At 72.3% G+C, this 22,290-nt stretch carries 22 protein-coding genes; 13 read left to right on the top strand and 9 right to left on the bottom strand.

Annotated elements, in window-relative coordinates; translation table 11 throughout:
* Window positions 1-53: 53 nt before the first annotated feature.
* From CRP52_RS15200 to CRP52_RS15190, 3 genes are all read left to right on the top strand, one after another.
* On the top strand, window positions 54-1,016 hold the full coding sequence (locus tag CRP52_RS15200) for an alpha-ketoacid dehydrogenase subunit beta (protein ID WP_257033069.1): 963 nt from the start codon (window positions 54-56) through the stop codon (window positions 1,014-1,016).
* Between the two features lie 5 nt (window positions 1,017-1,021).
* Window positions 1,022-2,347 (top strand): dihydrolipoamide acetyltransferase family protein, encoded by a 1,326-nt coding sequence (locus CRP52_RS15195; RefSeq protein WP_097240104.1) that lies wholly within the window; start codon window positions 1,022-1,024, stop codon window positions 2,345-2,347.
* 356 nt (window positions 2,348-2,703) lie between these two features.
* A complete protein-coding gene (locus CRP52_RS15190; protein ID WP_257032500.1) occupies window positions 2,704-4,170 on the top strand; it encodes a globin domain-containing protein in 1,467 nt (488 codons plus the stop codon).
* Window positions 4,171-4,266: 96 nt separating this feature from the next.
* On the opposite strand, the gene CRP52_RS15185 is transcribed toward CRP52_RS15190, so the two are convergent.
* Entirely contained in the window at window positions 4,267-4,809 is a 543-nt protein-coding gene (locus tag CRP52_RS15185; protein WP_097236890.1) for an NUDIX domain-containing protein, read from the bottom strand.
* Between the two features lie 108 nt (window positions 4,810-4,917).
* Between CRP52_RS15185 and CRP52_RS15180 the strand changes: the two genes are divergently transcribed.
* Window positions 4,918-5,379 (top strand): SsgA family sporulation/cell division regulator, encoded by a 462-nt coding sequence (locus CRP52_RS15180; RefSeq protein WP_373560495.1) that lies wholly within the window; start codon window positions 4,918-4,920, stop codon window positions 5,377-5,379.
* Between the two features lie 83 nt (window positions 5,380-5,462).
* Here CRP52_RS15180 and CRP52_RS15175 read toward each other — a convergent pair whose 3' ends face one another.
* The gene (locus CRP52_RS15175; protein WP_097236889.1) at window positions 5,463-5,843 is read right to left on the bottom strand and encodes a phage holin family protein; all 381 of its coding nucleotides are present in this window, start codon (window positions 5,841-5,843) and stop codon (window positions 5,463-5,465) included.
* A 146-nt stretch (window positions 5,844-5,989) separates the two neighbouring features.
* Here CRP52_RS15175 and tenA point away from each other — a divergent pair, with 146 nt between their 5' ends.
* Window positions 5,990-6,682 carry a thiaminase II gene (gene tenA, locus CRP52_RS15170; RefSeq protein WP_097236888.1) on the top strand — a complete coding sequence of 231 codons (693 nt, stop codon included), beginning with the start codon at window positions 5,990-5,992 and terminating at the stop codon, window positions 6,680-6,682.
* Between the two features lie 54 nt (window positions 6,683-6,736).
* On the opposite strand, the gene CRP52_RS39555 is transcribed toward tenA, so the two are convergent.
* The gene (locus CRP52_RS39555) at window positions 6,737-8,050 is read right to left on the bottom strand and encodes a hypothetical protein (RefSeq protein ID WP_143685749.1); all 1,314 of its coding nucleotides are present in this window, start codon (window positions 8,048-8,050) and stop codon (window positions 6,737-6,739) included.
* A gap of 268 nt (window positions 8,051-8,318) precedes the next feature.
* On the opposite strand from CRP52_RS39555, the gene CRP52_RS15160 reads away from it, so the two are divergent.
* From CRP52_RS15160 to CRP52_RS15135, 6 genes are all read left to right on the top strand, one after another.
* Window positions 8,319-8,519 (top strand): DUF5326 family protein, encoded by a 201-nt coding sequence (locus CRP52_RS15160; RefSeq protein WP_030055535.1) that lies wholly within the window; start codon window positions 8,319-8,321, stop codon window positions 8,517-8,519.
* A 308-nt stretch (window positions 8,520-8,827) separates the two neighbouring features.
* Window positions 8,828-10,642, top strand: coding sequence for a phosphomethylpyrimidine synthase ThiC (gene thiC / locus CRP52_RS15155; protein WP_097236886.1), 1,815 nt, complete (start codon window positions 8,828-8,830; stop codon window positions 10,640-10,642).
* 148 nt (window positions 10,643-10,790) lie between these two features.
* Window positions 10,791-11,546, top strand: a complete 756-nt coding sequence (locus tag CRP52_RS15150) for a 2-phosphosulfolactate phosphatase (protein ID WP_097236885.1) — start codon at window positions 10,791-10,793, stop codon at window positions 11,544-11,546.
* Between the two features lie 182 nt (window positions 11,547-11,728).
* Window positions 11,729-11,959, top strand: coding sequence for a FitA-like ribbon-helix-helix domain-containing protein (locus CRP52_RS15145; RefSeq protein ID WP_097236884.1), 231 nt, complete (start codon window positions 11,729-11,731; stop codon window positions 11,957-11,959).
* Complete coding sequence (locus CRP52_RS15140; RefSeq protein ID WP_097236883.1) at window positions 11,956-12,363, top strand: type II toxin-antitoxin system VapC family toxin; 408 nt, start codon at window positions 11,956-11,958, stop codon at window positions 12,361-12,363. Before CRP52_RS15145 ends, CRP52_RS15140 begins: the two co-directional genes overlap by 4 nt.
* A gap of 45 nt (window positions 12,364-12,408) precedes the next feature.
* Window positions 12,409-12,561 (top strand): thiamine biosynthesis protein ThiC, encoded by a 153-nt coding sequence (locus tag CRP52_RS15135; protein WP_097240101.1) that lies wholly within the window; start codon window positions 12,409-12,411, stop codon window positions 12,559-12,561.
* 109 nt (window positions 12,562-12,670) lie between these two features.
* On the opposite strand, the gene CRP52_RS15130 is transcribed toward CRP52_RS15135, so the two are convergent.
* Window positions 12,671-13,102, bottom strand: coding sequence for a hypothetical protein (locus CRP52_RS15130; RefSeq protein WP_097236882.1), 432 nt, complete (start codon window positions 13,100-13,102; stop codon window positions 12,671-12,673).
* A gap of 367 nt (window positions 13,103-13,469) precedes the next feature.
* Here CRP52_RS15130 and CRP52_RS41040 point away from each other — a divergent pair, with 367 nt between their 5' ends.
* On the top strand, window positions 13,470-15,425 hold the full coding sequence (locus CRP52_RS41040; RefSeq protein ID WP_441349057.1) for an ice-binding family protein: 1,956 nt from the start codon (window positions 13,470-13,472) through the stop codon (window positions 15,423-15,425).
* A gap of 296 nt (window positions 15,426-15,721) precedes the next feature.
* Here CRP52_RS41040 and CRP52_RS15120 read toward each other — a convergent pair whose 3' ends face one another.
* Window positions 15,722-16,108: a VOC family protein gene (locus CRP52_RS15120; RefSeq protein ID WP_097236881.1), complete on the bottom strand. Its 387-nt coding sequence runs from the start codon at window positions 16,106-16,108 to the stop codon at window positions 15,722-15,724.
* 128 nt (window positions 16,109-16,236) lie between these two features.
* Between CRP52_RS15120 and CRP52_RS15115 the strand changes: the two genes are divergently transcribed.
* On the top strand, window positions 16,237-17,142 hold the full coding sequence (locus tag CRP52_RS15115) for a LysR family transcriptional regulator (RefSeq protein WP_097236880.1): 906 nt from the start codon (window positions 16,237-16,239) through the stop codon (window positions 17,140-17,142).
* Window positions 17,143-17,178: 36 nt separating this feature from the next.
* Here the strand turns inward: CRP52_RS15115 and CRP52_RS15110 are convergent, their stop codons facing one another.
* From CRP52_RS15110 to CRP52_RS15095, 4 genes are all read right to left on the bottom strand, one after another.
* Entirely contained in the window at window positions 17,179-18,015 is an 837-nt protein-coding gene (locus CRP52_RS15110) for a helix-turn-helix domain-containing protein (RefSeq protein ID WP_097236879.1), read from the bottom strand.
* A 164-nt stretch (window positions 18,016-18,179) separates the two neighbouring features.
* Window positions 18,180-19,055 carry a hypothetical protein gene (locus tag CRP52_RS15105; RefSeq protein WP_097236878.1) on the bottom strand — a complete coding sequence of 292 codons (876 nt, stop codon included), beginning with the start codon at window positions 19,053-19,055 and terminating at the stop codon, window positions 18,180-18,182.
* A gap of 243 nt (window positions 19,056-19,298) precedes the next feature.
* On the bottom strand, window positions 19,299-20,732 hold the full coding sequence (locus CRP52_RS40490; RefSeq protein WP_306458863.1) for a metallophosphoesterase: 1,434 nt from the start codon (window positions 20,730-20,732) through the stop codon (window positions 19,299-19,301).
* A gap of 196 nt (window positions 20,733-20,928) precedes the next feature.
* Entirely contained in the window at window positions 20,929-22,086 is a 1,158-nt protein-coding gene (locus CRP52_RS15095; protein ID WP_097236877.1) for a LacI family DNA-binding transcriptional regulator, read from the bottom strand.
* Window positions 22,087-22,290 lie beyond the last annotated feature (204 nt).

Raw genomic sequence — 22,290 nt, 5'->3', positions numbered from 1 at the left:
CCACCCTTGGCGGAGCTGCTGCGCGACACACCTCCGGTACCCGCACCGCCTCGATGGCGCAGGCGCTCAACTCCGCGCTGCGGGACGCCATGCGCGAGGACCCGGCGGTGCACGTGCTCGGCGAGGACGTCGGCGCGCTCGGCGGCGTCTTCCGGATCACCGACGGGCTGACCGCCGAGTTCGGCCCGGACCGCTGCCTGGACACCCCGCTGGCCGAGGCCGGCATCCTCGGCACCGCCATCGGCATGGCCATGTACGGGCTGCGCCCGGTGGTCGAGATGCAGTTCGACGCCTTCGCCTACCCGGCGCTGGAGCAGCTGTTCTCGCACGTCGCCAAGATGCGCAACCGCACCGCCGGACGGCTCCCGCTGCCGATCACCGTCCGCGTCCCGTACGGCGGCGGCATCGGCGGGGTCGAGCACCACAGCGACGCCTCCGAGGCGTACTACACCAGCACCCCCGGCCTGCACGTGGTCACCCCGGGAACGGTCGGGGACGCGTACGGGCTGCTGCGGGCCTCGATCGCCTCCGACGACCCGGTGGTCTTCCTGGAGCCCAAGCGGCTCTACTGGGGCAAGGACGGGTTCGACCCGGCGGCGCCGGTCGAGCCGATCGGCAAGGCCGTGCTGCGGCGCACCGGGACGTCCGCCGTGCTGATCACCTACGGCCCCTCGCTGCCGGTCTGCCTGGAGGCGGCCGAGACGGCGAAGGCCGAGGGCTGGGACCTCGCGGTGCTGGACCTGCGCACCCTGGTGCCCTTCGACGACGAGACCGTCACCCGGGTGGTGCGCTCCGTCGGCCGGGCCGTGGTGGTGCACGAGTCGACCGGCTTCGGCGGCACCGGCGCGGAGATCGCCGCACGGGTCACCGAACGCTGCTTCCACCACCTCGCCGCGCCCGTGCTGCGGGTGACCGGCTTCGACATCCCGTACCCGCCGCCGATGCTGGAGCACCACCACCTGCCCGGGGTGGACCGGATCCTGGACGCGGTCGCCCGGCTGCAGTGGGAGGACTGAGGATGATGCCCGTCGTGCGGGAGTTCCGGCTGCCCGACCTCGGTGAGGGACTCACCGGGGCCGAGGTGGTGCGCTGGATGGTCGAGGTCGGCGAGGTCATCGCGGTCGACCAGCCGGTGGTGGAGGTGGAGACCGCCAAGGCCGTGGTGGAGGTGCCCTGCCCGTACGGCGGGGTGGTCACCGCGCGTTACGGGGAGGAGGGCGAGGAGATCGCTGTGGGCGCCCCGCTGGTGACGGTCGCGGTGGCTTCGGCCTCGGGGGGAGGGGCTGCGCCCGAGGAGCCGGCCGAGCGGGCTGCCCTGCGGGCTGCGGAGCACTCCGCCGAGGTGGAGCGACCGCTCGTCGGGTACGGCGTCGCGGAGCCGGGGAAGGGTGGGCGGCGGCGCCGGGTCGGTGCGGCTGCTGCGGTGGCTGCTCCGGCTGCTCCGGTGGCGGTGGCGGCGGTTGTCGCCGGGCCCGCCGTGGTGCCGGTGATCTCGCCGTTGGTGCGGCGGCTGGCCCGGGAGCAGGGGGTCGACCTGACCGCCCTGACCGGGAGCGGGCCGGACGGGCTGATCATGCGGGCGGACGTCGAGCGGGCGGTCGCGGCCAAGGTTTCGGCGCCGGTCGCCGTGCCCGCTGCGGCGGCTCCGGCGGCCGTCCAGGAGGGTGTCGTCCCGCTGCGCGGGCTGCGCAAGGCGGTGGCCGAGAAGCTCAGCCGCAGCCATCGGGAGATCCCGGCCGCGACCTGCTGGGTGGACGCCGACGCCACCGAACTGATGGCGCTGCGGCGGCAGTTGAACGCCACGCCGGGCCCGAAGGTGAGCGTGCTGGCGCTGCTGGCGCGGATCTGCACGGTCGCACTGGCGCGCTTCCCCGAGCTCAACTCCTCGGTGACCGAGGACGGTTCGGGCATCCTCCGGCACTCGGCGGTGCACCTGGGCTTCGCCGCGCAGGGCGAGCGCGGCCTGGTCGTTCCGGTGGTGCGGGACGCGCAGGCCCGCAGCACCGAGCAACTCGGCGAGGAGCTGGTCCGGTTGACCGAGGCGGCGCGCAGCGGCTCGCTCACCCCCGCCGAACTGACCGGCGGCACCTTCACGTTGAACAACTACGGCGTGTTCGGTGTGGACGGCTCCACCCCGATCCTCAACCACCCCGAGGCGGCGATGCTCGGGGTCGGCCGGATCGTCGCCAAACCGTGGGTGCACGGTGGGGAGTTGGCGGTGCGCGAGGTGACGCAGCTGTCGTTCACCTTCGACCACCGGGTCTGCGACGGCGGGACGGCGGGCGGTTTCCTGCGCTTCGTCGCGGACTGCGTGGAGCAGCCGGGCATGCTGCTGCGGCAGCTCTGAGCAGGACGCGGTTGCCCTGGGTGGACGGGGGGCCACTCAGGGCAACCGCGGTCGAGTGAGAGTAGCGCGTTCCCGGCCCGGCTGTCCGGGCTTCGCGCGATTTGTCGGATGAGCAGTTCGGGCGTGCCACGCTGCCTAGGCGTCAGCAGAGACAAGCCAGGTGGTGGCGCAGGCCGGCCGGAGGCGAAACGATTCTCTTGGGTACTCGAAACGTGGCGGTGAAGTCCCGCCGAACACTTCTGGTCCGTACCGGGCACGGCTCGGCGGGCGCCGCCTCCGTGCCGGGCCTGCCGGAGCTCCTGCCCGAGGCGGCGCCGGGGCCTGCGGCGGCGCCGGAGGCGGAAGTACGACCGCCGATGCCCCTGGACCCGCCGGACCTGCCGCCGATGGCTGCGGCGATCGCTCCGCCGACGGTGGCGGCGGAGGCACCGACGCAGGTGCTGCCGCCGGTCGTCCCGGCGATGCCGTCCGAGCCGCCGGCCGTGCCCGCGCCGAGCTACCCCGAGCCGGCCTCCGGCACCGGCACCTCGCCCGCCTTCCGGCCGCTGTTCACCGAAGCTCCGGGCCTCAACTGGGCCGGCCCCGGCGACAGTTGGAGCGACGCCTGGGCGATGCAGCCATCGGCCGGGAACCACCCGGCGGCAGGCGCTGCGCAGGACCCCGCCGCCGGACCCGAGGCCGAACTGCCGCTCACCGCACGGGACATCGATCTGATCCGGGCCAGCCTCGCCGTCGTCGAGCCGGTCGCCGACCGGGCCACCGCCCACTTCTACGCCCTGCTCTTCCTGCACCACCCCGAGGTCCGTTCGCTCTTCCCGGCCGCCATGGACGTCCAGCGCGACCGGCTGTTCCGCGCCCTGCTGGGGGCCGCGCGCGGCGCCGAGGACCCGGTCGCCCTGCGCGCCGGGCTGAGCGCGCTCGGCTGCGGTCACCGCCGGTACGGCACGCTGACCGGTCACTACGCCCCGGTCGGGGAGTGCCTGGTGCAGGCGCTGGCCCGGTACGCGGGCAGCCGCTGGGACGCCGACACCGAACTGGCCTGGCGCCGCGCCTACCGGCTGATCTCCTCGATCATGATCGAGGCCGCGGAGGAGGCCGCCCGCACCTCGCCGCCCTGGTGGCAGGGCGAGATCGTCCGCCACGAGCGCCGCACCCGGGACGTCGCGGTGCTCACCGTCCGGCCGGACCAGGCCTACCCGTTCCGCGCCGGGCAGTACACCAGCCTGGAAACGCCCTGGTGGCCGCGGGTGTGGCGGCACTACTCCTTCGCCTCCGCGCCCCGCCCCGACGGGCTGCTGACCTTCCACGTCAAGGCCGTCCAGGCGGGCTGGGTGAGCAACGCGCTGGTCCACCGGGCCGCGCCCGGGGACGTGCTGCGGCTGGGGCCCGCGGCCGGCGCGATGACCGTCGACCACACGGCCGGCCCGGACCTGCTCTGCCTCGGCGGCGGCACCGGCATCGCGCCGATCCGCGCGCTGGTCGAGGAGGCCGCCGCGTGCGGCACGCCCGGCCGCCGGGTCGAGGTGTTCTACGGCGCCCGCCGCGCCGCCGAGCTGTACGAGCTGGACGGGCTGCGCGAGCTGGCCCGGGCACACCCCTGGCTGACGGTGCGCCCGGTGCTGTCCGGCAGTGGCCCGGTCGAGGACGCGCTGACCGGCGAACTGCCCGAGGTGGTGAGCCGGTTCGGCCCCTGGTCGGGGTGCGAGGCGGTGCTCAGCGGGCCGCCCGCGATGGTGCGCCGGGGTGTCGGGGTGCTGCTGCGGTCGGGGGTGCCGGCCGAGCGGATCCGGCACGACCTGGTCGGCGACCTGGCAGCCGGGTGACCACGTGGGATCCGTCCCACGCGGTCACAGGAGAGGGGTGGGCCGCCCGGGGGCGGTCGGCCGGGCGAGGCCGGTCGGTCACCCGAGAGCGGTCGGTCACCCGAGGTCGGGTGCGAGCAGTGCGCGGATGCCCTCGATGTTGGCCGCCAGGTACGCCCGCAGCCGGGGCGGCACCACGTTGACCGAGGTGACCCCCTCCCGGGTGAACGGCAGCCGCACCACCTCGTACTCGCCGTTGGGCTCCGTCACCTCCGGCCCGTGCCGTCGGCTGAGGTCCATCGAGGCCAGCCGGCAGACGAAGAAGTGCTGCACCTTGACCCCGTGCGGGTGCAGGAGCGTTCCGTCGTCGTGGTGCGTGTGGCTGATGGTGTCGACGAAGGCGGGCACCACGTCCACGACCTTGGCGCCGAGCTCCTCGTCCACCTCGCGGTGCAGTGCCTCGACCACCGTCCGGTCGCTCCGCTCCACGCCGCCGCCTGGCGTGATCCAGTACGGGTGCGGCGCGCCCGGCCGGACCCGCCGGATCAGCACGATCGAGGCCGGGCCGTACGGGTCGTCCGGGTCCAGCTCCAGCAGGATCGCCCGCGCGGTGCGCTTGACCACCGGACGCGGGGGCGGGGTTCGGTTCTCGGGGCCCATGGACACCTCCGGGGCTGGAGCGTTGTGCGGGAGTCTCCCGCGCGGGGAATGGGTCGAAACACGGGGAATGCACCGAAACGCGGACCCGGAACGAGAGGGACTGGCGCCATGCAGCACAGCACTGTCCAGGGCCACCTGGAGATGAGCCTCGTGGTCTCGCACGAGCTCTCCTTCCGCATCCTGGCGGACCTGGCGTACGAGACCGCCGACCCGTACGCCGTCCGGTTCACCTTCCACCTGCCCGGCGACGCGCCCGTCACCTGGTTCTTCGCGCGGGAGCTGCTGCTCGACGGGCTCAGCGGGCCGGCCGGGGACGGGGACGTGCACATCCACCCGTACGCGGGGGAGCGGGAGGGGGCGTCGGAGTGGGAGGAGCCGTCGGAGCGGGAGGAGGTCCGCATCCTGCTGCGCTCCCCCGCCGGCGAGGCCCTGCTGCGGGCGCCGTCCGCGCCGCTGGCCGCCTTCCTGGCGCGCATCGACCGGCTGGTGCGGCCGGCGCGGGAGTTCGCAGCTCAGGAGCTGGAAGCCCGGCTCGCCGAGATCCTCCGGGGGCGCGAGAACGCGGGGTGAGGCCCGCGCACGGACGACGAAGGGGCCCGTACCCGGCTGTTCCAGCGGGTACGGGCCCCTTGTGCGGGCGGGCACGAGGGCCGTCAGTCGTCGTCCAGGGCCAGGTGCAGGCCCCAGGCAACCAGGCTGATGATCAGCGAACCGACCAGTGCGGCGCCGAAGTTGGTCACGTGGAAGTCCAGTGACAGCCTCCCGGACGCCCACGAGGTCAGCAGCAGCATCAGGGCGTTGATCACGAAGGTGATCAGCCCCAGTGTGAGGATGAACAGCGGGAACGAGAACAGCTTGACCACCGGCTTGATCAGCCAGTTGACGAGGCCGAAGACGACGGCGACGCCGAGCACGGTCAGCGCCTTGTGCTGCCAGTCGGCCTTGCCCTGGGCGAGTTGGATGCCGGTGACGATCCAGGCGGCGACCCAGATGGCCGCCGCGTTGATCAGTGTCTTGATGACGAAACCCTTCATGCCGCCCAAGCCTGGCAGGCGGCACGGCCCAGGGGAACCACCCCACGGCGGATTGGTGGCGAACGCCGCTGGTCCCGGAGGTGGATCCGGCCCGAGGACCGGTCGCCCGACCCGGGCGTCCGGGGTGCTCGCTTAGGGTCGTCCGCATGACCAGCAGCCCCGGCTCCAGCCCCACTCCCAGCCTGACCGAAGAACTCTGGGCCTCGATCGAGTCGATCCACGCCGCGATCCTCGCCCACCCGTTCATCCACGGCCTCACCGATGGCACCCTGCCCCGCGAGGCCTTCCGCCACTTCGTCGTCCAGGACTCGCACTACCTGCGCGACTACGCCCGCGCCCTCGCCGTCTGCGCCGCCAAGGCGCCCACCGAGGCGGACGTCCGGGCCTTCGCCGACGACGCGATCGGCGCGCTGGCCGCCGAGCAGGGCATGCACGCCGAGTTCATGACCGCCTTCGGCGGCACCGCCGAGCAGGCCGCCGCCGAGCCGGTGCTGCCCACCACCCGGGCCTACACCAGCTACCTGCTGGCCACCGTCCACGGCGGTTCCTTCGCCGAGGCGGTCGGCGCGGTGCTGCCCTGCTACTGGATCTACGCCCGGGTCGGCGAGGCGCTGCTCGCCCAGGGCTCGCCCGACCCGCTGTACGCCAAGTGGATCGCCACCTACGGCGACGAGGCCTTCCAGTCGGTGGTGCGCCGGGTGTTGGCGCTCACCGACCGGATCGGCGAGGAGATCTCCCCGGCCGAGCGCCGCAAGGTGGTCGAGCACTTCGTGACCACCTCGCGGTACGAGTGGATGTTCTGGGACGCCGCCTGGCGTGGCGAGCGCTGGCCGGTCTGAGCCGGCCGGCCGGTCCCGCCGTCCGGGAGGTTCGGACGGCGGGGCCCAGCCCGGTCAGCCGGTGGTGAAGTAGCCGGTCAGGTCGGCGATCAGGTCCACCGGGGCGCCGTGGTTGTAGACCGAGTAGGTGCCGTCGCCGGCCACCCCGGTGCTCACCGAGTTGGCGACGGTCTGCCCGGGCGCCACGTTGACGGTGGAGGTGTTCGGCGGCAGGCCCGGGCCCGGGAAGGCCGTGAGGTGGCCGTACTCGGTGACGTCGGTGACCGTGACGTTGGCTTCGACGCCCATGATGTTCGGGACCGAGCCGTCCGGCGGGACGACCGCCACCTGCCTGGTCGCCCACTGCTGGAGCTGCGGGCCGGTGACCCGGGTGTCGAGGTTGCGGACGGGCGTCCGGAGCGCGCTGAACAGCCCCTTGCCGGAGGGGCCGTAGGAGCCGACGACGTCGACGATGACGTGCACCCAGCCGGCGTGGTTGTAGAGGTCGATCCGGCCGTCGACGCCGACCGGCACCACGACCTGGTTCGCGACGGTCGACCCCACCGGGAAGTTGACGTTCGACCCGGCGGCGGGCAGCGGCGACCCGCTCGGGTACGCCGTCAGGAAGCTGTCCCAAGTTCCTTCGGTGGCAGTGACGTTGAGGACGACCGAGGTGGCGTCCGCGGTCCCCAGCTCGGGGCGGGCGACCTGGTACGAGCGCACGGCGTCGCCGCCGAGCCGGCCGGTGCCGTCGACCCGGCTGTCGGCGATCCGGGTCGGGGTCAGCGGGCCGTACTTGTCGGTCGCCGTGGGCTGGTAGTAGCCGACCAGGTCGAGGACGACGTGGGTGGTGCCCCAGTTGTTGTAGACGCTGATCCACGGGGCGCCCCGCACGACCGGGCCGACCGCGACGGTGACCAGGTTGGAGACGGTCTGGCCGGCCGTGAAGTTGATGCTGGAGGTGGCGGGTGCGGTGCCGGGCGTGCCGTTGGCGGCACCGAGCGAGACGTAGCCGTCGGCGGTCGGGTCGGTCACGGTGACGTTGACCACCACCGCCGTGACGTCGGTCGGCACCACGGCCTCGCAGGAGGACGGCGGGTGGTTGCCGCAGCGGGACGCCAGCGGGGTGCTGTAGTACTCGCCGGCCGTGAGCGGGCCGAACTGGTCGTGCGCCGGCACCTGGTTGTAGTCCCGGGTGTCCAGGACCCGGAGCGGGGAGATCCCGACGAAGCCGGCCGGCGCGGTGACGTCCGCGGCAGCGCTCGCCGCCGCGGTCGCGGTCGCGGTCGTGGTTGCGGTGGTGGCCGCGGTCGCCGGTGCGGCGAGGGCGGGGACGGTGAGGGTGAGGGCCGCCAGGGCGGCTAGGGATACGGCGGTTCTGGCTCGCACGGATCGCATGATCGCGTTCCCCCGGGGTCGGTGGTGCCGAACGGACTTTCCTCCGGCAGTAGTTGGACTCCCGGGAGGTCCGAGGGTTGCACCCCGCCGGACGAAATCTCGGGGGTCACCCCGGGGTGCCGGCTCCGGGTGATCTCGGGGTTCTCTCCGGGCCGTCGGCCCTCGTTCCGGCACTCGCGCCACCGTACGATCGAAGTACGAAAGCAAGCGGGATGCGGCACCGGACGGCGGCCGACCCTTGGGGAGAAGAGGAACGGACATGGCTGAGCTCTGGAAGTCGCTGCCCTCGTGGGTGCGCAACATCGTCATCCCGGTGCTGGTCCTGGTACTGGCCTGGAACATCGTCGCCTTCGTCTTCGGCGTCGTCGGCGCGCTGCTGGGCATCGTGCTCAAGCTCCTGGTCGTGGTCGGCATCGCCGCCGCCGTGGTGATCCTGGTGAAGAAGGCCGCCCGGAGCTGACCCTCGTCCCCGCACCGCCGCCCTGAGGCCCGGCCCCCACCACGGGGAGCCGGGCCTCGGCCGTTCCCGGGTGCGGCTCCGTGGGCGGGGGTCCGTGGGCAAGGGTCCGGTGCCGGACACGGTCTGGACCTGCGGCTATCGGCTCGCTACGGTGTTGGGCGTCATGTGCAGGCAACACCGCCTGCGACGCGGGAGCTCGGAGCACCGGGCTGAGAGGGCGCTGACCGGGACGTCGACGGACGGACCGACGGCTGCGTCGACCGCAGGAACCTGGACCGGGTAATGCCGGCGTAGGGAGTAGAGGTCAGATGACCACGTTCGAAGCACAACCGCAGTCTGCCCAGAGCGCCCCCAGCAGCGAGCGCACCGGGTACCCGACCCCGGCGTGGCGCAAGGCCTACCGCGAGGGATCCCGCCCCGACCTGCGCGTGCCGTACCGCGAGGTGCAGCTCACCAACGGTAGGACCGTCCCGCTGTACGACACCTCCGGCCCGTACACCGACCCGTCGTACGAGCCCGACGTGCGCCGCGGCCTGCCCCCGCTGCGCGACTCCTGGATTCGGCAGCGCGGCGACGTCGAGGAGTACGACGGCCGTGAGCCGCGCCCCGAGGACGACGGGATCAAGCACACCTCGCCGCGCGGCGGCAACCTGCGCAACCTGGACGCCGTCTTCCCCGGCCGCCCGCGCCGCCCGCTGCGTGGCCGCGGTGGTGCCGCAGTCACCCAACTCGCCTACGCCAAGCGGGGCGTGGTGACGCCGGAGATGGAGTACGTGGCCCTGCGCGAGGGCCTGGCGCCGGAGTTCGTGCGCGCCGAGGTGGCCCGCGGCCGGGCCGTGATCCCGGTCAACGTGAACCACCCGGAGGTGGAGCCGGCGATCATCGGCACCAACTTCCTGGTGAAGATCAACGCCAACATCGGCAACTCCGCCGTCACCTCCTCGATCGAGGAGGAGGTGGAGAAGATGACCTGGGCCACCCGCTGGGGCGCCGACACCGTCATGGACCTCTCCACCGGCCGCAACATCCACACCACCCGCGAGTGGATCCTGCGCAACTCCCCCGTGCCGATCGGCACCGTGCCGCTCTACCAGGCGCTGGAGAAGGTCGACGGCAAGGCGGAGGAGCTGAGCTGGGAGGTCTACCGGGACACCATCATCGAGCAGTGCGAGCAGGGCGTCGACTACATGACCGTCCACGCCGGCGTGTTGCTGCGGTACGTCCCGCTCACCGCCCGCCGCAAGACCGGCATCGTGTCCCGCGGCGGCTCGATCATGGCCGCCTGGTGCCTCGCGCACCACCGGGAGAACTTCCTCTACACCAACTTCGAGGAGCTGTGCGACATCCTCGCCGCCTACGACGTCACCTTCTCCCTCGGTGACGGCCTGCGGCCGGGCTCGATCGCGGACGCCAACGACGAGGCGCAGTTCGCCGAGCTGCAGACCCTCGGCGAACTCGGCCGGATCGCCCGTGAGCGCGACGTCCAGGTGATGATCGAGGGCCCGGGCCACGTCCCGATGCACAAGATCAAGGAGAACATGGATCTCCAGAAGGAGATCTGCGACGAGGCGCCGTTCTACACCCTCGGCCCGCTCACCACCGACGTCGCCCCCGGCTACGACCACATCACCTCGGGCATCGGCGCCGCGATGATCGCCTGGTGGGGCACGGCGATGCTCTGCTACGTCACGCCCAAGGAGCACCTGGGCCTGCCCAACCGCGACGACGTCAAGACCGGCGTGATCACCTACAAGATCGCCGCCCACGCCGCCGACCTCGCCAAGGGCCACCCCGGCGCCCAGGAATGGGACGACGCGCTCTCCGACGCCCGCTTCGAGTTCCGCTGGGAGGACCAGTTCAACCTGGCCCTCGACCCGGAGACCGCCCGCGACTTCCACGACGAGACGCTCCCCGCCGAACCCGCGAAGACCGCGCACTTCTGCTCCATGTGCGGGCCCAAGTTCTGCTCGATGAAGATCTCCCAGAAGATCCGCGACGAGCACGGCGACGGTTCGACCGCGGTGGACACCGAGTTCGACGCCGAGGCGCTGGCCGGCATGGCGGAGAAGTCCGCCGAGTTCGCCGCCCAGGGCAACCGGGTCTACCTCCCGCTGGCCGACTGACCTGCGGGTCCGGTCCGAGGCGCCGTGCTGTGAAGGGCGTTCCCAGCACGGCGCCTCGGCGATGCCGTGTCCTGCTGTCACCAGTACCCGGCCCACGACACCGGGTGTTCCTCCCCGGTGATCCGCGGCGATGCCAGTATCGATCACCATGAGCGATTGGTTTGTGCAGCAGGACCACGGCGTCCGGTTCGAGTGGGGTCCCACCGGTGCGCAGCAGTTGGCGCCGGACGTGGCCTGCCTGGTGGTGGTCGACGTGTTGTCGTTCACGACGTCGGTCAGTGTCGCCGTCGAGGCGGGAACCGAGGTCTTTCCCTACGCCTGGCGTGATGGGACGGCGGCCGCGTTCGCCCGGGAGAAGGCGGCGGCGCTGGCAGTGGGGCGGCGTGCGGCGACATCGGCCGTACCGTGGTCGCTCTCCCCGGCCGCCCTCCGGCAGGCCCCGTTCGTCCCGCGGCTCGTCCTGCCCTCGCCCAACGGATCTGCGATAGCCGCAGCGGCAGGCGATTCGACGGTGGTGGCGGGCTGTCTGCGCAATGCCACTGCGGTGGGGCGTTGGCTGGCCGAGCGTGGTTACGGGACCGCGCAGCGCCCCGTGCTGGTGATCGCCGCCGGTGAGCGCTGGCCGGACGGGAGCCTGCGACCGGCGTTGGAGGACCTGCTGGGTGCCGGTGCGATCATCGCCGAGTTGGAGTCGCAAGGCGCCGGCCCCCTGTCCCCCGAGGCAGTTGCCGCACGGGTGTGCTCCACTTCGACCACCGACGTCGCCGGTGTCGTTGCCGCCTGTTCCTCGGGCCTTGAACTGGTCCGCAGCGGGTTCGCCGAGGACGTCGCCGTCGCGACGGAGCTCGATGCCGGCGTGGTCGTGCCCGTACTCACGGACGGAGCCTTCACCCACCAGCCGTGAACCACGCGACCGCACCCGGAGGTGGGTGTGCCGGTTTCGGGCTGCCTGCCGCCGGCCGACTGACGCCCGCGCCCGAAGCTCCGCCCCGAGAGCTCCCGCTTCTCGGGGCGGAGCTTCGTCGTTCCCGCTCCGGACGAGCTCCGGTATCTGCATTTTGCAGACACTGGAGCTAGAATGCAGGCATGACTGCCCTCACGATCCGGGACGTCCCGGACGACCAGATCCAGACCCTGAAGGTCCGCGCAGCTCAGGCCGGCAAGTCGCTGCAGGCGTTCATGCAGGACCTGATCGCCAGGGAGGCATCCAAGCCCACGATGGCGGAGATGATGGAAAGGCTGAACCGGGAAACCACTGCCGACGTCAGCGCCGCCGACGTTCTCGCTGCCATCGACGAAGGGCGAGCCGGGCGTTGATCGTCATTGACTGCTCCGCCCTCGTCCTGGTTCTCACGGCCCACGGCTCCGACGGAGAGCTCATTCGCAACCGCGTAGCCGAGGGTGGGGACGTCTACGCTCCTACCCTCCTCGACTACGAGATCCAGTCGGCCCTCCTCGGCATGCAACGTGGCGGCAAGCTGACCGAGAAGGAAGTGGAGAGGGCGGTCGCCGCATACCGACTGCTTCCCATCGCCAAACGGGAGACGCTGCCCTTCTGGGAGCGGGTGAGGAAGCTGCACGCCAACCTCAGCGCCTACGACTCCCAGTACGTCGCCCTGGCGGAAGCCCTGGGCGTACCGCTGATCACCAGTGACGCGAGGATCAAACGCAGCGGTGCCGCGAAGTGTGAGATCGAGGTCTTCGCCTCGATCCACCCCTGACTGACACAACCCTGTGCGGTGGCGCCTTTGTTGACCTTCTGCTCGATGAAGATCTCGCAGAAGATTCGCGACGAGCACGGCGACGGCTCCACGGCCGTCGGCACCGGGTTCGACGCCGAGGCGCCGGCCGGCATGCAGGCCGTGTCCGAGGAGTTCAAGGCCCACGGCAACAAGGTCTACCTGCCGATGGCGGACTGAGCGCAGGTGCCGAGGCGCTGCGCTGGGATCCCGGAAGGGGTGTCCGGCGCAGCGCCGCGAACGTTCGGGTGCGCGGGCGGAATCAGGTCGGCGGATTCTCGGGCGTGGCTCAGAGTCCGACGATTTCGCGAATGAGGCCGAGCTTGCGCTCCGGGGAGAGATTCTGGGGACGGCCGGTGAGCAGGCCGTTCAGGACTGTGGGGACGTCGGAGCCGTCGGGAGCCTGGACAGCATCGATGACCTGGCAGCGCAAGCCGTCGTCCCGGATGAACACCCACAGGTCGTGGTCCTTCCGCGGCTCGCCGTTCTCCCTCGGGGAGAGCCGCCACGCCGGGAACCAGCCGAGCCCCTCCTCCGTGAGTCGCTCGGCGAGTTCCTCCAGGACGTACTTGCCGAGTCTTCGGTAGCCGACTTCCGCGCGCAGCTCGCCGAGGGTGACCCTGAGCAGGCCACCTGCGGCGCGGCAGCGCTCGGCCACCGTGTCGGCGTCACCGGCGGCGGCAGTGAGCGCCTCTTCCTGCAGATTCGTAAGGTCGTTCATGATCAGGCCAACGATTGGGATCGCGGGGCGATGCGGGATTCACCGGCCCGGACGCGGCCAAGAGGAAAAACGGTACTGCTATGGCGCCGGTGGCGACCTGGGCAGCGGACCCGGAGTATGGCCCCCGCTAGGTCGTAGGCGAACGACATGCCGGGGACGGGCTGGGGTGGGAGGGATCACCCCGATCGGCGCTGGTGTGTCACTCCGTTGCATCTTTATCAGTCTCTTCCTTTCATGTTCTTGTTGCACGGTGTAGCTAGTTGGTGACTCTTCATCACCTGTCCCGGCCGGCTTTCGCTCCTCGAAAGCCCTCCGGCGCGAGTGCGAGGGCCGGAGGCCTGACGGGAAGCCACCAGCAGCTCTCCGAATGCCCTCTTCGGGTGACGGAGTTCAACGGCGACAAGAAAGGTCCTGTCCTATGGCAGTCGATGCCATGTTGTCCGCTCCACCGGGACGAGGGCGTAGACGCGCTCGACTCGCGGGGGCGTCCGTCCTGCTGTCCGGACTGACGTTGCTCGCGTCGGCCGGCCTGGTCCCCAGCCCCGCGCACGCCGCAACGGCACCGGTGGGGCTGGGGACTGACACCAGCTATGCGATCCTGGCCGGCTCAACCGTCACCAACACCGGCCCCAGCGTCATCAACGGCGACCTGGGGCTCTTCCCGGGCACCAGCGTGACGGGCTTCCCCCCTGGAATCGTGAACGGGGTTCAGCACGTCAACGACGCGCAGGCGGCGCAGGCCCAGTCCGACCTCGTCATCGCCTACAACGACGCCGCCGGCCGGGCCCCCACGGCCATCCTGACGTCGCCCGGCGACATCGGAGGGCTGACGCTGACGCCCGGCGTCTACCAGGCGAGTTCGTCGCTGAACCTCACCGGGACCGTCACCCTCGACGCGATGGGCGACCCGAACGCCGTCTTCATCTTCCAGATCGGCTCCACCCTCATCACGGCTCCGTCGAGCGTCGTCAGCCTGGTCAACGGAGCACAGCCCTGCAATGTGTTCTGGCAGGTCGGTAGCTCCGCCACCATCGACGTCAACTCCTTCTTCAAGGGCAACATCCTGGCCCTCACGTCCATCAGCGTGAACCACGCCTCGGTGATCGAAGGCCGCGCCCTGGCGCGCAACGGCGCCGTCACTCTGGACGACAACACCATCACGAGGGCGGCCTGCACCGTCGGCCCCCCCGGTCCGAGTGGGCCCCCCGGTCCGAGTGGGCCTGCCGGTCCGAGTGGGCCTGCCGGTCCGAGCGGCCCCCCCGGTCCGAGTGGGCCTGCCGGTCCGAGTGGGCCTGCCGGTCCGGGTGGGCCTGCCGGTTCCCCGGGTGCACCTGGACCTAACGGTGCTCCGGGCCCCAACGGTTCGCCCGGTGCTCCGGGTGCTCCTGGCCCCAACGGCGCTCCCGGCCCCAACGGTTCGCCCGGTGCTCCGGGTGCTCCTGGCCCCAATGGCGCTCCCGGTGCCCCCGGTGCTCCGGGTGCTCCTGGCCCCAATGGTGCTCCCGGCCCCAACGGTTCGCCCGGTGCTCCGGGTGCTCCTGGCCCCAACGGCGCTCCGGGTGCTCCTGGCCCCAATGGTGCTCCCGGCCCCAACGGTTCGCCCGGTGCCAACGGTTCGCCTGGTGCTCCCGGCCCCAATGGCGCTCCCGGGCCCAACGGTTCGCCCGGTGCTCCTGGCCCCAATGGTGCTCCCGGGCCCAACGGTTCGCCCGGTGCTCCTGGCCCCAATGGCGCTCCCGGGCCCAACGGTTCGCCCGGTGCCCCGGGTGCTCCTGGCCCCAATGGCGCTCCCGGCGCTCCCGGTGCCAACGGTTCGCCCGGTGCTCCGGGCGCTCCTGGCCCCAACGGTGCTCCTGGCCCCAACGGTTCGCCCGGCGCCAACGGTTCGCCCGGCGCCAATGGATCGCCCGGTGCTAACGGATCGCCCGGTGCTAACGGTTCGCCGGGTGCTAACGGTTCGCCCGGCCCTGCCGGGCCTCCTGGTCCGGCCGGCCCAGCAGGGCCTGCCGGTCCGGCTGGTCCTGCCGGACCGCCCCAGTCTCCGGGTGGTCACGGCGGTCAGGGTCACGGCGGTCAGGGTCACGGCGGCCATGAACAAGGTGATCACGGCAACGTTCCGGCCGACCACGGCAACGGCAAGGGCGGTCACGAACAGGGTGTGTCGGCCGTGCGTCCGCACGAGTCGGGGCAAGCACTCGCTGCCACCGGCTCCGGCAAGTCGATCGTCATGGCGGTCGGCTCGGCGGCCGCCGTCGTGCTGGGAGGCTCGATCCTCATCCTCGTGAGGCGCAGCGGACGGCTCGCAGCTCGCCGTCGGCACTAGCCCTCGCCGTGATGGGCGGTGAGCGTCCGGAGCGGGTCCACTTCCCGCCGACTGGCTGACGCGGGACGCCTGACACCTGAGCGCCGCCCCGAGAGCTTCCGCTTCTCGGGGCGGCGCTTCGTTGCCGAGGCGGAGTATTGCGTAGTGGCGGTAGTACGGGATACAGGAGGAGCCCCGAGATGCGACTCAACAGCAAAGGTCAGGTCACGATCCCTGCAGAACTTCGGCTAGGCGTCGGCTCGACGTGGGTGCCGCCCCGGTCCTCCCCTGTGGGACCGGGGCGGCGGTGTGGGGGGTCAGGCGGTGGCGTCCTGGGGGTACCAGCGGAGTTCGACGGTGTTGCCGTCCGGGTCGCGGACGTAGACGGAGGTGGCGGTGCCGCGGGCGCCGTAGCGGGGGACGGGGCCTTCGAGGACGGTGAAGGTGCCGGCGTCGATGACCTCCTGCCAGTCGAGGGGTTCGACGGTGAGGCAGATGTGGTCGACGTTGGACTCGTGGCGGGGGCCGCGGGTGAGGTCGATGATGGTCTCGGGGGTGATGCGGACGGAGGGGAAGGAGACCTTGCCGGCGCGCCACTCGTCGACGCGGACGGGCTCCAGGCCGAGCAGGCCGGTGTAGAAGGCCAGGGAACGCTCGACGTCCGCGACGTTGAGGACCAGGTGGTCGAAGGCTACTACGCGCATGGGGATCGGCTCCGCTCCGGTGCGACCGCTGGGGACGGGATCAACGATCCACCCTGCGGCGGCTGCCATCAACGGGTGATCGCTCTACGATCGTTGAGCGGGATTCAACGATCGAGGGGTGGGGCGGGATGCTGGAGCGGCTTGAGGTCGAGGTCTTCCTCGCGCTGGCGGAGGAGTTGCACTTCGGCCGGACCGCCGAGCGGCTGCACCTGACCACCGGCCGGGTCAGCCAGGTGGTGAGGAAGCTGGAGCGCCGGATCGGCGGCCCGCTGTTCGAGCGGACCAGCCGGTCGGTCCGACTGACCACGGTGGGGCGGCAGTTGGCGGAGGACCTGGTCCCGGTGGTGGCGGCGATGGCGGCGGCCCTGCAGCGGGCGGAGGACGCCGTGCGGGGTGTCACCGGGGAGTTGCGGGTGGCGTTCCTCGGCGAGTGGACGGCCCCGGTGCTGCTGCGGGCGGTCGCGCTGTTCGGTGAGCGGCACCCGGACTGCCGGGTCGACGTCCGGGAGGTGCAGTTGTCCAACTCCCGGTCGAGTCTGGTGGACGGTTCGATCGACGTCCTGGTCGCCTCCTACCCGTTCGACGGGATGTCCCGTGGGCCGGTCCTGTCACGCGAGCAGCGGGTGTTGGCGGTGGCGGCCGGGCATCCGCTGGCCGCGGAGCGGTCGGTGTCGCTGGAGGTGCTCGGGGACCATCCGGTGGTGCAGTACCCGGAGCAGACCTCGGTGGGCTTCAAGCGCGACCGCACCCCCGACCGCACCCCGTCCGGCCGTCCGGTGCCGAAGGGGCCTTCCGGCCGGACCTTCTCCGAGATGCTGAGCCTGGTCGCCCTGGGCCGCGGCGTGCTGCCGGTCGGGGAGCACTCCCGCCGCTACTACCCCCGCCCGGACGTCGCCTACGTGCCGATCCACGACGCGCCGCCGATCGAGCGCGGCCCGATCTGGCGGGAGGGCGACGGGTCGGAACGGGTTCTGGAGTTCGTGCGGGCGGCGGTGGATGCCGCGGGCGCCGTGGCGGGGGACGGGGTGGTCTGATCCGCCGGAGGGCGGTCGGATCCGCCGGGAGGGCGGTCAGGAGATGGCGCGGAGGCGGGGCCGGGAGGGGGCGAGGAGCCGGCCGAGGTGGAAGGCGGTCTCCTCGTCGGTGGGGAGCAGGACGAGGAGTTGCTGGGCGTCGTCGGTGAGGTCCAGCGTCTCGCGGTGGAGCCGGAGTTCGGGGCCGTCGGGGTGGTGGATCCGGAGCGGGCCGCGGCGCGGGACGAGGTGGTTGCCGAGGCGGCGGGTGAAGTCGGGGCCGCCGAGCGGGGCGAGTTCGGTGCTGAACCATTCGGAGGCCTCGGCGGAGGGGGCGAGCCAGAGGTCGAAGGCCTGTTCGTCGGCGATGTCGTCCCAGTCGGGGAGGAAGGCGCGGGCGCGCGGGTCGGTGAAGACGTAGCGGGTGAGGTTGGGGGCGGCGTCGTCGAGGAGGCCGGCGGCGCCGAGCACGGTGGCGTAGCCGCTGGTGTGGGCGAGGATGTCGCCGAGCCGGTTGGTGACGGCAGCGAGGCCGGGTTCGAGCATCCGCAGGGTCTCGCGGACGGTGGGGCGGATCTCGCGGGAGGGCGGGGCCGGCCGGATGTGGCTGGGGCAGGCGCCGCCGGTGATCTTGGTGAGGTAGCGCAGGTGGTTGCGTTCGGCGGGGTCGAGGCTGAGGGCGTCGGCGAGCGCGTTGACCACGGCGATGGAGGGGTTGCGGTCGCGGCCCTGTTCGAGCCGGGTCAGGTACTCGACGCTGATCCCGGCGCGGACGGCGAGGTCGGAGCGCCGCAGCCCGGGTGAGCGACGGCGCCCGTGGGTGGGCAGGCCGAGCGTCTCGGGCTGGATGCTGTCGCGCTTGGCGCGGATGAAGTCCCCCAGTGGTGTGCCCATATGACGAGCGTACGACTGGTATCGGCGCGGAGGGTGGCCCTGCGGGGGCCAGCCTGGGCACGGCCTGGTCGGGCCTGCCGGGCGGGCAGGAGCCGGAGCCGTAGTACCGGGGTATGACGGCTGATCCGGCTCATCGGTGGGACGACCGGACGGCCGGCGGCGGGTCAGTTGACGTCGTCGGGGCTGGTGAACGCCGGCGGGGTGTAGCCGGGGCCGGTGAAGTCGGGGGTGGTGAAGGCGGCGGGGCGGTGGGTGCGGCCCTCGGGGTCGGTCAGGCCGTCGGGGCCGGGGCTGGTGAAGGAGGGGGAGCTGTAGCCCGGGCTGCTGAAGTCGGGGCTGCTGAAGTCGGGCCCCTCGGCGGTGTCGTTCCCCGCGGAGGGGGAGGCTGCGGGCTCGGCCACCGGCGGCAGCGCGTCGCGCAGGTACGGGAGCAGCCCGCGTTCGCGCAGGGCGGTGCGCCATTCGCTGCGGGCGTCGGCGAGTTCGGCGGCGAGTTCCGGGTCGGTGCCGGCCGGGGCGGCGGCGGTGCCGTCGCGTATGGCGGTGAGGAGCAGCCCGACGATGCCGATGGCCATGGCGGCGACCCCGGCGGCGAGGGCGACCCAGCCGGCGGTGACCAGGGAGCGGGCGAGGACCAGGTCCGGGGCGGCGGCGCGCAGCAGGTAGCCGATGAGCAGCAGGAACAGGGCGGCGGCCCAGGCCAGGATCGGGGTGAGCACGGTGAGGACGGGGAACAGCCCGGCGCCGCCGTTGGCGGAGCGCAGCTGGGTGAGCAGCCCGGGGGCGGTGGGTTCGGTGCCGGGCGGCGGCGGGGGTGTGGTGCGCAGGGCGTCGCGCAGCCGGGTGTAGTGCGCGTACTCGGTGGCGGCCGCGGCGTTGATGCCGTCGGCCTCGCGCAGGGCGCGGATGCGCAGCTGGTCGGTGGTGAGCGCGCCGCGGGCGCGCAGGGCGGTGAGGACGGTGCGGTCGCGCAGGGCTTCGGCGAGGAGGCGCTCGTACTCCGGGCGGTCCTCGGCGAGCAGTGGCGGGGGGTTGGACATGGGGACCCCGTTCGTGCGGACTCCGGTTCGCTCCGCCCCGGGGGCTCGCGGGCCCTCAGGGCGCCGAAACGGGCGCGGAGGCGGGCCGCCGGACGGGCGGCCGGGTGTGGTGTGCCTCATGGTAGGGGCGGGTGCACCCGGGCTGACAGTCGGTTTCCGGAATTTCGCGCCCCGGGCCGCGCGCGTGCGACGGCCCGGGCGCCGGGAACAACTGTTCGGTGACGGCTACTGGTTGGAGGTCCGTCAGGTGATGGGCAGTCGGGCGACCAGCAGCCGCCCCTCCATGGTGACGCCGCCGTCCATGGCCACCGCGAGGTCGTCCGCGTACACGTACGGTCCGGGGATGTGCGGGGGCTGGCCGTCGTCGGCGTGCACCGCGCCGGTGAGGTACGGGATGGGGCTGTGGCCGTGCACGATGCGGCTGCCGCCGTAGGTGCCCAGCAGCTCGTGGACGGCCGTCGGCCCGGCGTCGCCGCGGAAGGCGAAGCGCTTGGTGAAGCGGCGGAAGCAGTCCCACCACTCGTCGACGGTGCCGTCGGCGAGCAGGCCGTGCACGGCGTCGTTGACGTCGGGGATGGAGTCGCCGTACTCCAGGTAGGCGGTGGTGTCGGAGTGCAGCAGCAGGTGGCCGTCCTCCAGCGCGATGGCGGGCAGGCGGGAGAGCCAGCTGATGTGGTGCGCCTCCAGGCGGTCCAGGTCGTTCTGCTGGCCGCCGTTGAGCCGCCAGGCGGCGAGGAAGGAGGCGGTGCCGGCGGTGGACTGGACCGGCTCGTCGCCGTAGCGGGCGGCGCCGAGGAAGAGCAGTTCGTGATTGCCCATCAGGGCGCGGCAGTAGCCGCCGGCGGCGGCGGCTTCGGCGGCGAGCTGCATGACCAGGTCGATGACGCCGATGCCGTCGGGGCCGCGGTCGGTGAAGTCGCCGAGGAACCAGATCCGGGCGCGGCCGGCCGACCAGTGGCCGTCGGCGTCGATCAGGCCCTGGTGGTGCAGTTCGGCGCGCAGTTCTTCGAGGTAGCCGTGCACGTCGCCGACGACGTAGACCGGGCCGGGCGGCTCGCCGGGGCCGGGGGCCGGGTACGGGTAGGTCGGGGCGGTGGGGTCGGGCAGCGGCGGGCCGAGTTCGATGGTCGGCGGGTCGTCCCGGTCGGTGGGGGCGGTGTGCGCGGCGTGGTCGCCCAGGTCCGCGGGGTCGCCGAGGTCGGCGAGCTGGAGGGCCGGGGAGGGCTGGTCGGGCAGGGTCGGTTCGTATCCGCCCTGTCCCCGGTTCTCGTACCCGCCCTGCTCCTGGTTCTCGTACCCGCCCTGCTCCTGGTTCTCGTACCCGCCCTGCTCCTGGCCTTCGTACCCGGCCCGGTTCTCGTACCCGGGGTGTTCCTGCCCGTCGTAGCCGCCCTGCCCCTGGTGCGAGAAGGCCGGGGTGTGGTCGGCGTTGATCCCCTGGGCGTGGACGGTGTGGCTCTGGCCGTCGGCGCTCCAGTGCTGTTCGAGGTAGCGGGCGCCGCCGTAGCCGCTGTAGGTCTCGGCGTCGTAGGAGTCGGGGTCGTACGGGGGGCCGGGATAGCCCGCGGCGGGCTCGGGTTCGTAATAGGTGCCGTACGGCAGCACATCGAGGTCCGGCTGGTGGCGGGGGCCTGAGTGGGGGTGCTCGGGCCCGGGGAAGCGGTCCTCGGGTGTCATTCGCCCATCATAGGAAGACCACTCTCCCGCCGTCGTCACCTGGTGGGCATCCAATCCTCCGGAGCGTCAGCCGGGCGTCCGCTCAAGGTCCGTTTTGTCCCGGCTCGGTAGGTTCTCGGCAGGTCTTGCCGGGTCTCGGCCTGCGTCGTCGGTCCTCAGCAGTCCTCGGCCCGCCTCCGCGGTGCGGCCGCGCGGTCTAGACCTCGCCCGGGGGTCGGGGCGGGCTGACGGTGGTGCGCGGGCTGCGGCGCTGGGAGGAGGCGCGGACGATCAGCTCGGTCGGCATCAGGGTGCCCGGCGGAGGCCCGTTGCCGGCGGTGCGGAAGCGGGGCGGGAAGAGCCGGGCGATGTCGACGCCGGTGCCGGAGTCCACGCCCTCGATCGCGTCGATCAGCAGGTTGACCACGGTGGTGCCGATCTTGCGCGGCTTGAGCGAGAGGGTGGTGATCGGCGGTTCGGTGGACGCGTAGACGTCGCTCTCGCTGCAGCAGACCAGCAGCAGGTCGTCGGGCACCCGCAGGCCGTACCGGCGGGCGGCGGCGAGCAGGTCGGTGCCGTTGGGGTCGAAGAGGCCGTAGACGGCGTCGGGCCGGTCGGGCCGGGCGAGCAGCCGGTCGGCGGCGACGGCGCCGGCGGCCGGGTCGTGCGCGGGGTAGGCCTCGTAGACCGGCTCCTGGCCGACCTTGGCGCACCAGCCGAGGTAGGCCTCGGTGGAGAGCCGGGTGTAGGTGTCGGTGCTGGTGCCGGTGAGCAGGCCGATCCGGCGGGCGCCGGCCTCGGAGAGGTGGTCGAGGATGCCGAGGACGGCGGCCTCGTGGTCGTTGTCGACCCAGGCGGTGACCGGGCAGTTGCCGGGCTTGCCGTCGCTGACGACCGGGACGCCGGACCGGTAGAGCTCGCTGACCAGCGGGTCCTGGTCGGGCGGGTCGATGACCACGGTGCCGTCGAGGGCGATGTTGCCCCAGACGTCGTGGCGGGAGGAGGCGGGCAGCACCACCAGCGCGTAGCCGCGGCCGAGGGCGGCGCTGGTGGCGGCCCGGGCCATCTCGGCGAAGTACGCGAACTCGGTGAAGGTGAAGGGCTCTTCGCCGTAGGTCGTGACGGTCAGCCCGATCAGGCCGGACCGTCCGGTGCGCAGGGTGCGGGCCGCGGCGGAGGGGCGGTAGCCGAGGCGTTCGGCGACCTCGCGCACCCGGCTGCGGGTCTCGTCGGGCAGGCGGCCCTTACCGTTCAGCGCGTCGGAGACGGTAGTGATCGACACTCCGGCGGCTGCCGCCACATCCCGGATGCCGGCCCGCTCCAGACGCCGTGAGGCGGTGGGTCGCCGACCGCTCTGGTTGGCTGCTGCTGTCATGGCGGACCGATCGTATGGCTCCTGACAAGGGTCTGTGACCGGCGCATCGGGAGCCTTCGGAGATACGTTTCTCCAAGAGTGAGCCGGGGTGCGCCCCTTCGATACCCGTCCGAAACCTGGCCTCTTACCTCTGACATGTGCCAAAGGAACCGGGCAGAATGGCTGATCTGCGCCTGTAACCCGACCGGGCATCTCACTCCTACG

The organism is Streptomyces sp. 1331.2 (assembly GCF_900199205.1).
Lineage (GTDB): Bacteria > Actinomycetota > Actinomycetes > Streptomycetales > Streptomycetaceae > Kitasatospora.
The sequence above is the reverse complement of the archived record's forward strand: the minus strand, read 5'-3'. Positions and strand labels throughout refer to the sequence as shown.

Coding starts and splice junctions, on each gene's coding strand:
- CRP52_RS15130 (WP_097236882.1), bottom strand. CDS start 13,102: ATGAACGACCTTACGAATCTGCAGGAAGAGGCGCTCACTGCCGCCGCC.
- tenA (WP_097236888.1), top strand. CDS start 5,990: ATGACCAGCAGCCCCGGCTCCAGCCCCACTCCCAGCCTGACCGAAGAA.
- CRP52_RS15190 (WP_257032500.1), top strand. CDS start 2,704: ATGCCCCTGGACCCGCCGGACCTGCCGCCGATGGCTGCGGCGATCGCT.
- thiC (WP_097236886.1), top strand. CDS start 8,828: ATGACCACGTTCGAAGCACAACCGCAGTCTGCCCAGAGCGCCCCCAGC.
- CRP52_RS41040 (WP_441349057.1), top strand. CDS start 13,470: ATGCCCTCTTCGGGTGACGGAGTTCAACGGCGACAAGAAAGGTCCTGT.
- CRP52_RS15135 (WP_097240101.1), top strand. CDS start 12,409: ATGAAGATCTCGCAGAAGATTCGCGACGAGCACGGCGACGGCTCCACG.
- CRP52_RS15150 (WP_097236885.1), top strand. CDS start 10,791: ATGAGCGATTGGTTTGTGCAGCAGGACCACGGCGTCCGGTTCGAGTGG.
- CRP52_RS40490 (WP_306458863.1), bottom strand. CDS start 20,732: ATGACACCCGAGGACCGCTTCCCCGGGCCCGAGCACCCCCACTCAGGC.
- CRP52_RS15110 (WP_097236879.1), bottom strand. CDS start 18,015: ATGGGCACACCACTGGGGGACTTCATCCGCGCCAAGCGCGACAGCATC.
- CRP52_RS15095 (WP_097236877.1), bottom strand. CDS start 22,086: ATGACAGCAGCAGCCAACCAGAGCGGTCGGCGACCCACCGCCTCACGG.
- CRP52_RS15145 (WP_097236884.1), top strand. CDS start 11,729: ATGACTGCCCTCACGATCCGGGACGTCCCGGACGACCAGATCCAGACC.
- CRP52_RS15120 (WP_097236881.1), bottom strand. CDS start 16,108: ATGCGCGTAGTAGCCTTCGACCACCTGGTCCTCAACGTCGCGGACGTC.
- CRP52_RS15185 (WP_097236890.1), bottom strand. CDS start 4,809: ATGGGCCCCGAGAACCGAACCCCGCCCCCGCGTCCGGTGGTCAAGCGC.
- CRP52_RS15180 (WP_373560495.1), top strand. CDS start 4,918: ATGCAGCACAGCACTGTCCAGGGCCACCTGGAGATGAGCCTCGTGGTC.
- CRP52_RS15200 (WP_257033069.1), top strand. CDS start 54: ATGGCGCAGGCGCTCAACTCCGCGCTGCGGGACGCCATGCGCGAGGAC.
- CRP52_RS15105 (WP_097236878.1), bottom strand. CDS start 19,055: ATGTCCAACCCCCCGCCACTGCTCGCCGAGGACCGCCCGGAGTACGAG.
- CRP52_RS15115 (WP_097236880.1), top strand. CDS start 16,237: ATGCTGGAGCGGCTTGAGGTCGAGGTCTTCCTCGCGCTGGCGGAGGAG.
- CRP52_RS15175 (WP_097236889.1), bottom strand. CDS start 5,843: ATGAAGGGTTTCGTCATCAAGACACTGATCAACGCGGCGGCCATCTGG.
- CRP52_RS15195 (WP_097240104.1), top strand. CDS start 1,022: ATGCCCGTCGTGCGGGAGTTCCGGCTGCCCGACCTCGGTGAGGGACTC.
- CRP52_RS15160 (WP_030055535.1), top strand. CDS start 8,319: ATGGCTGAGCTCTGGAAGTCGCTGCCCTCGTGGGTGCGCAACATCGTC.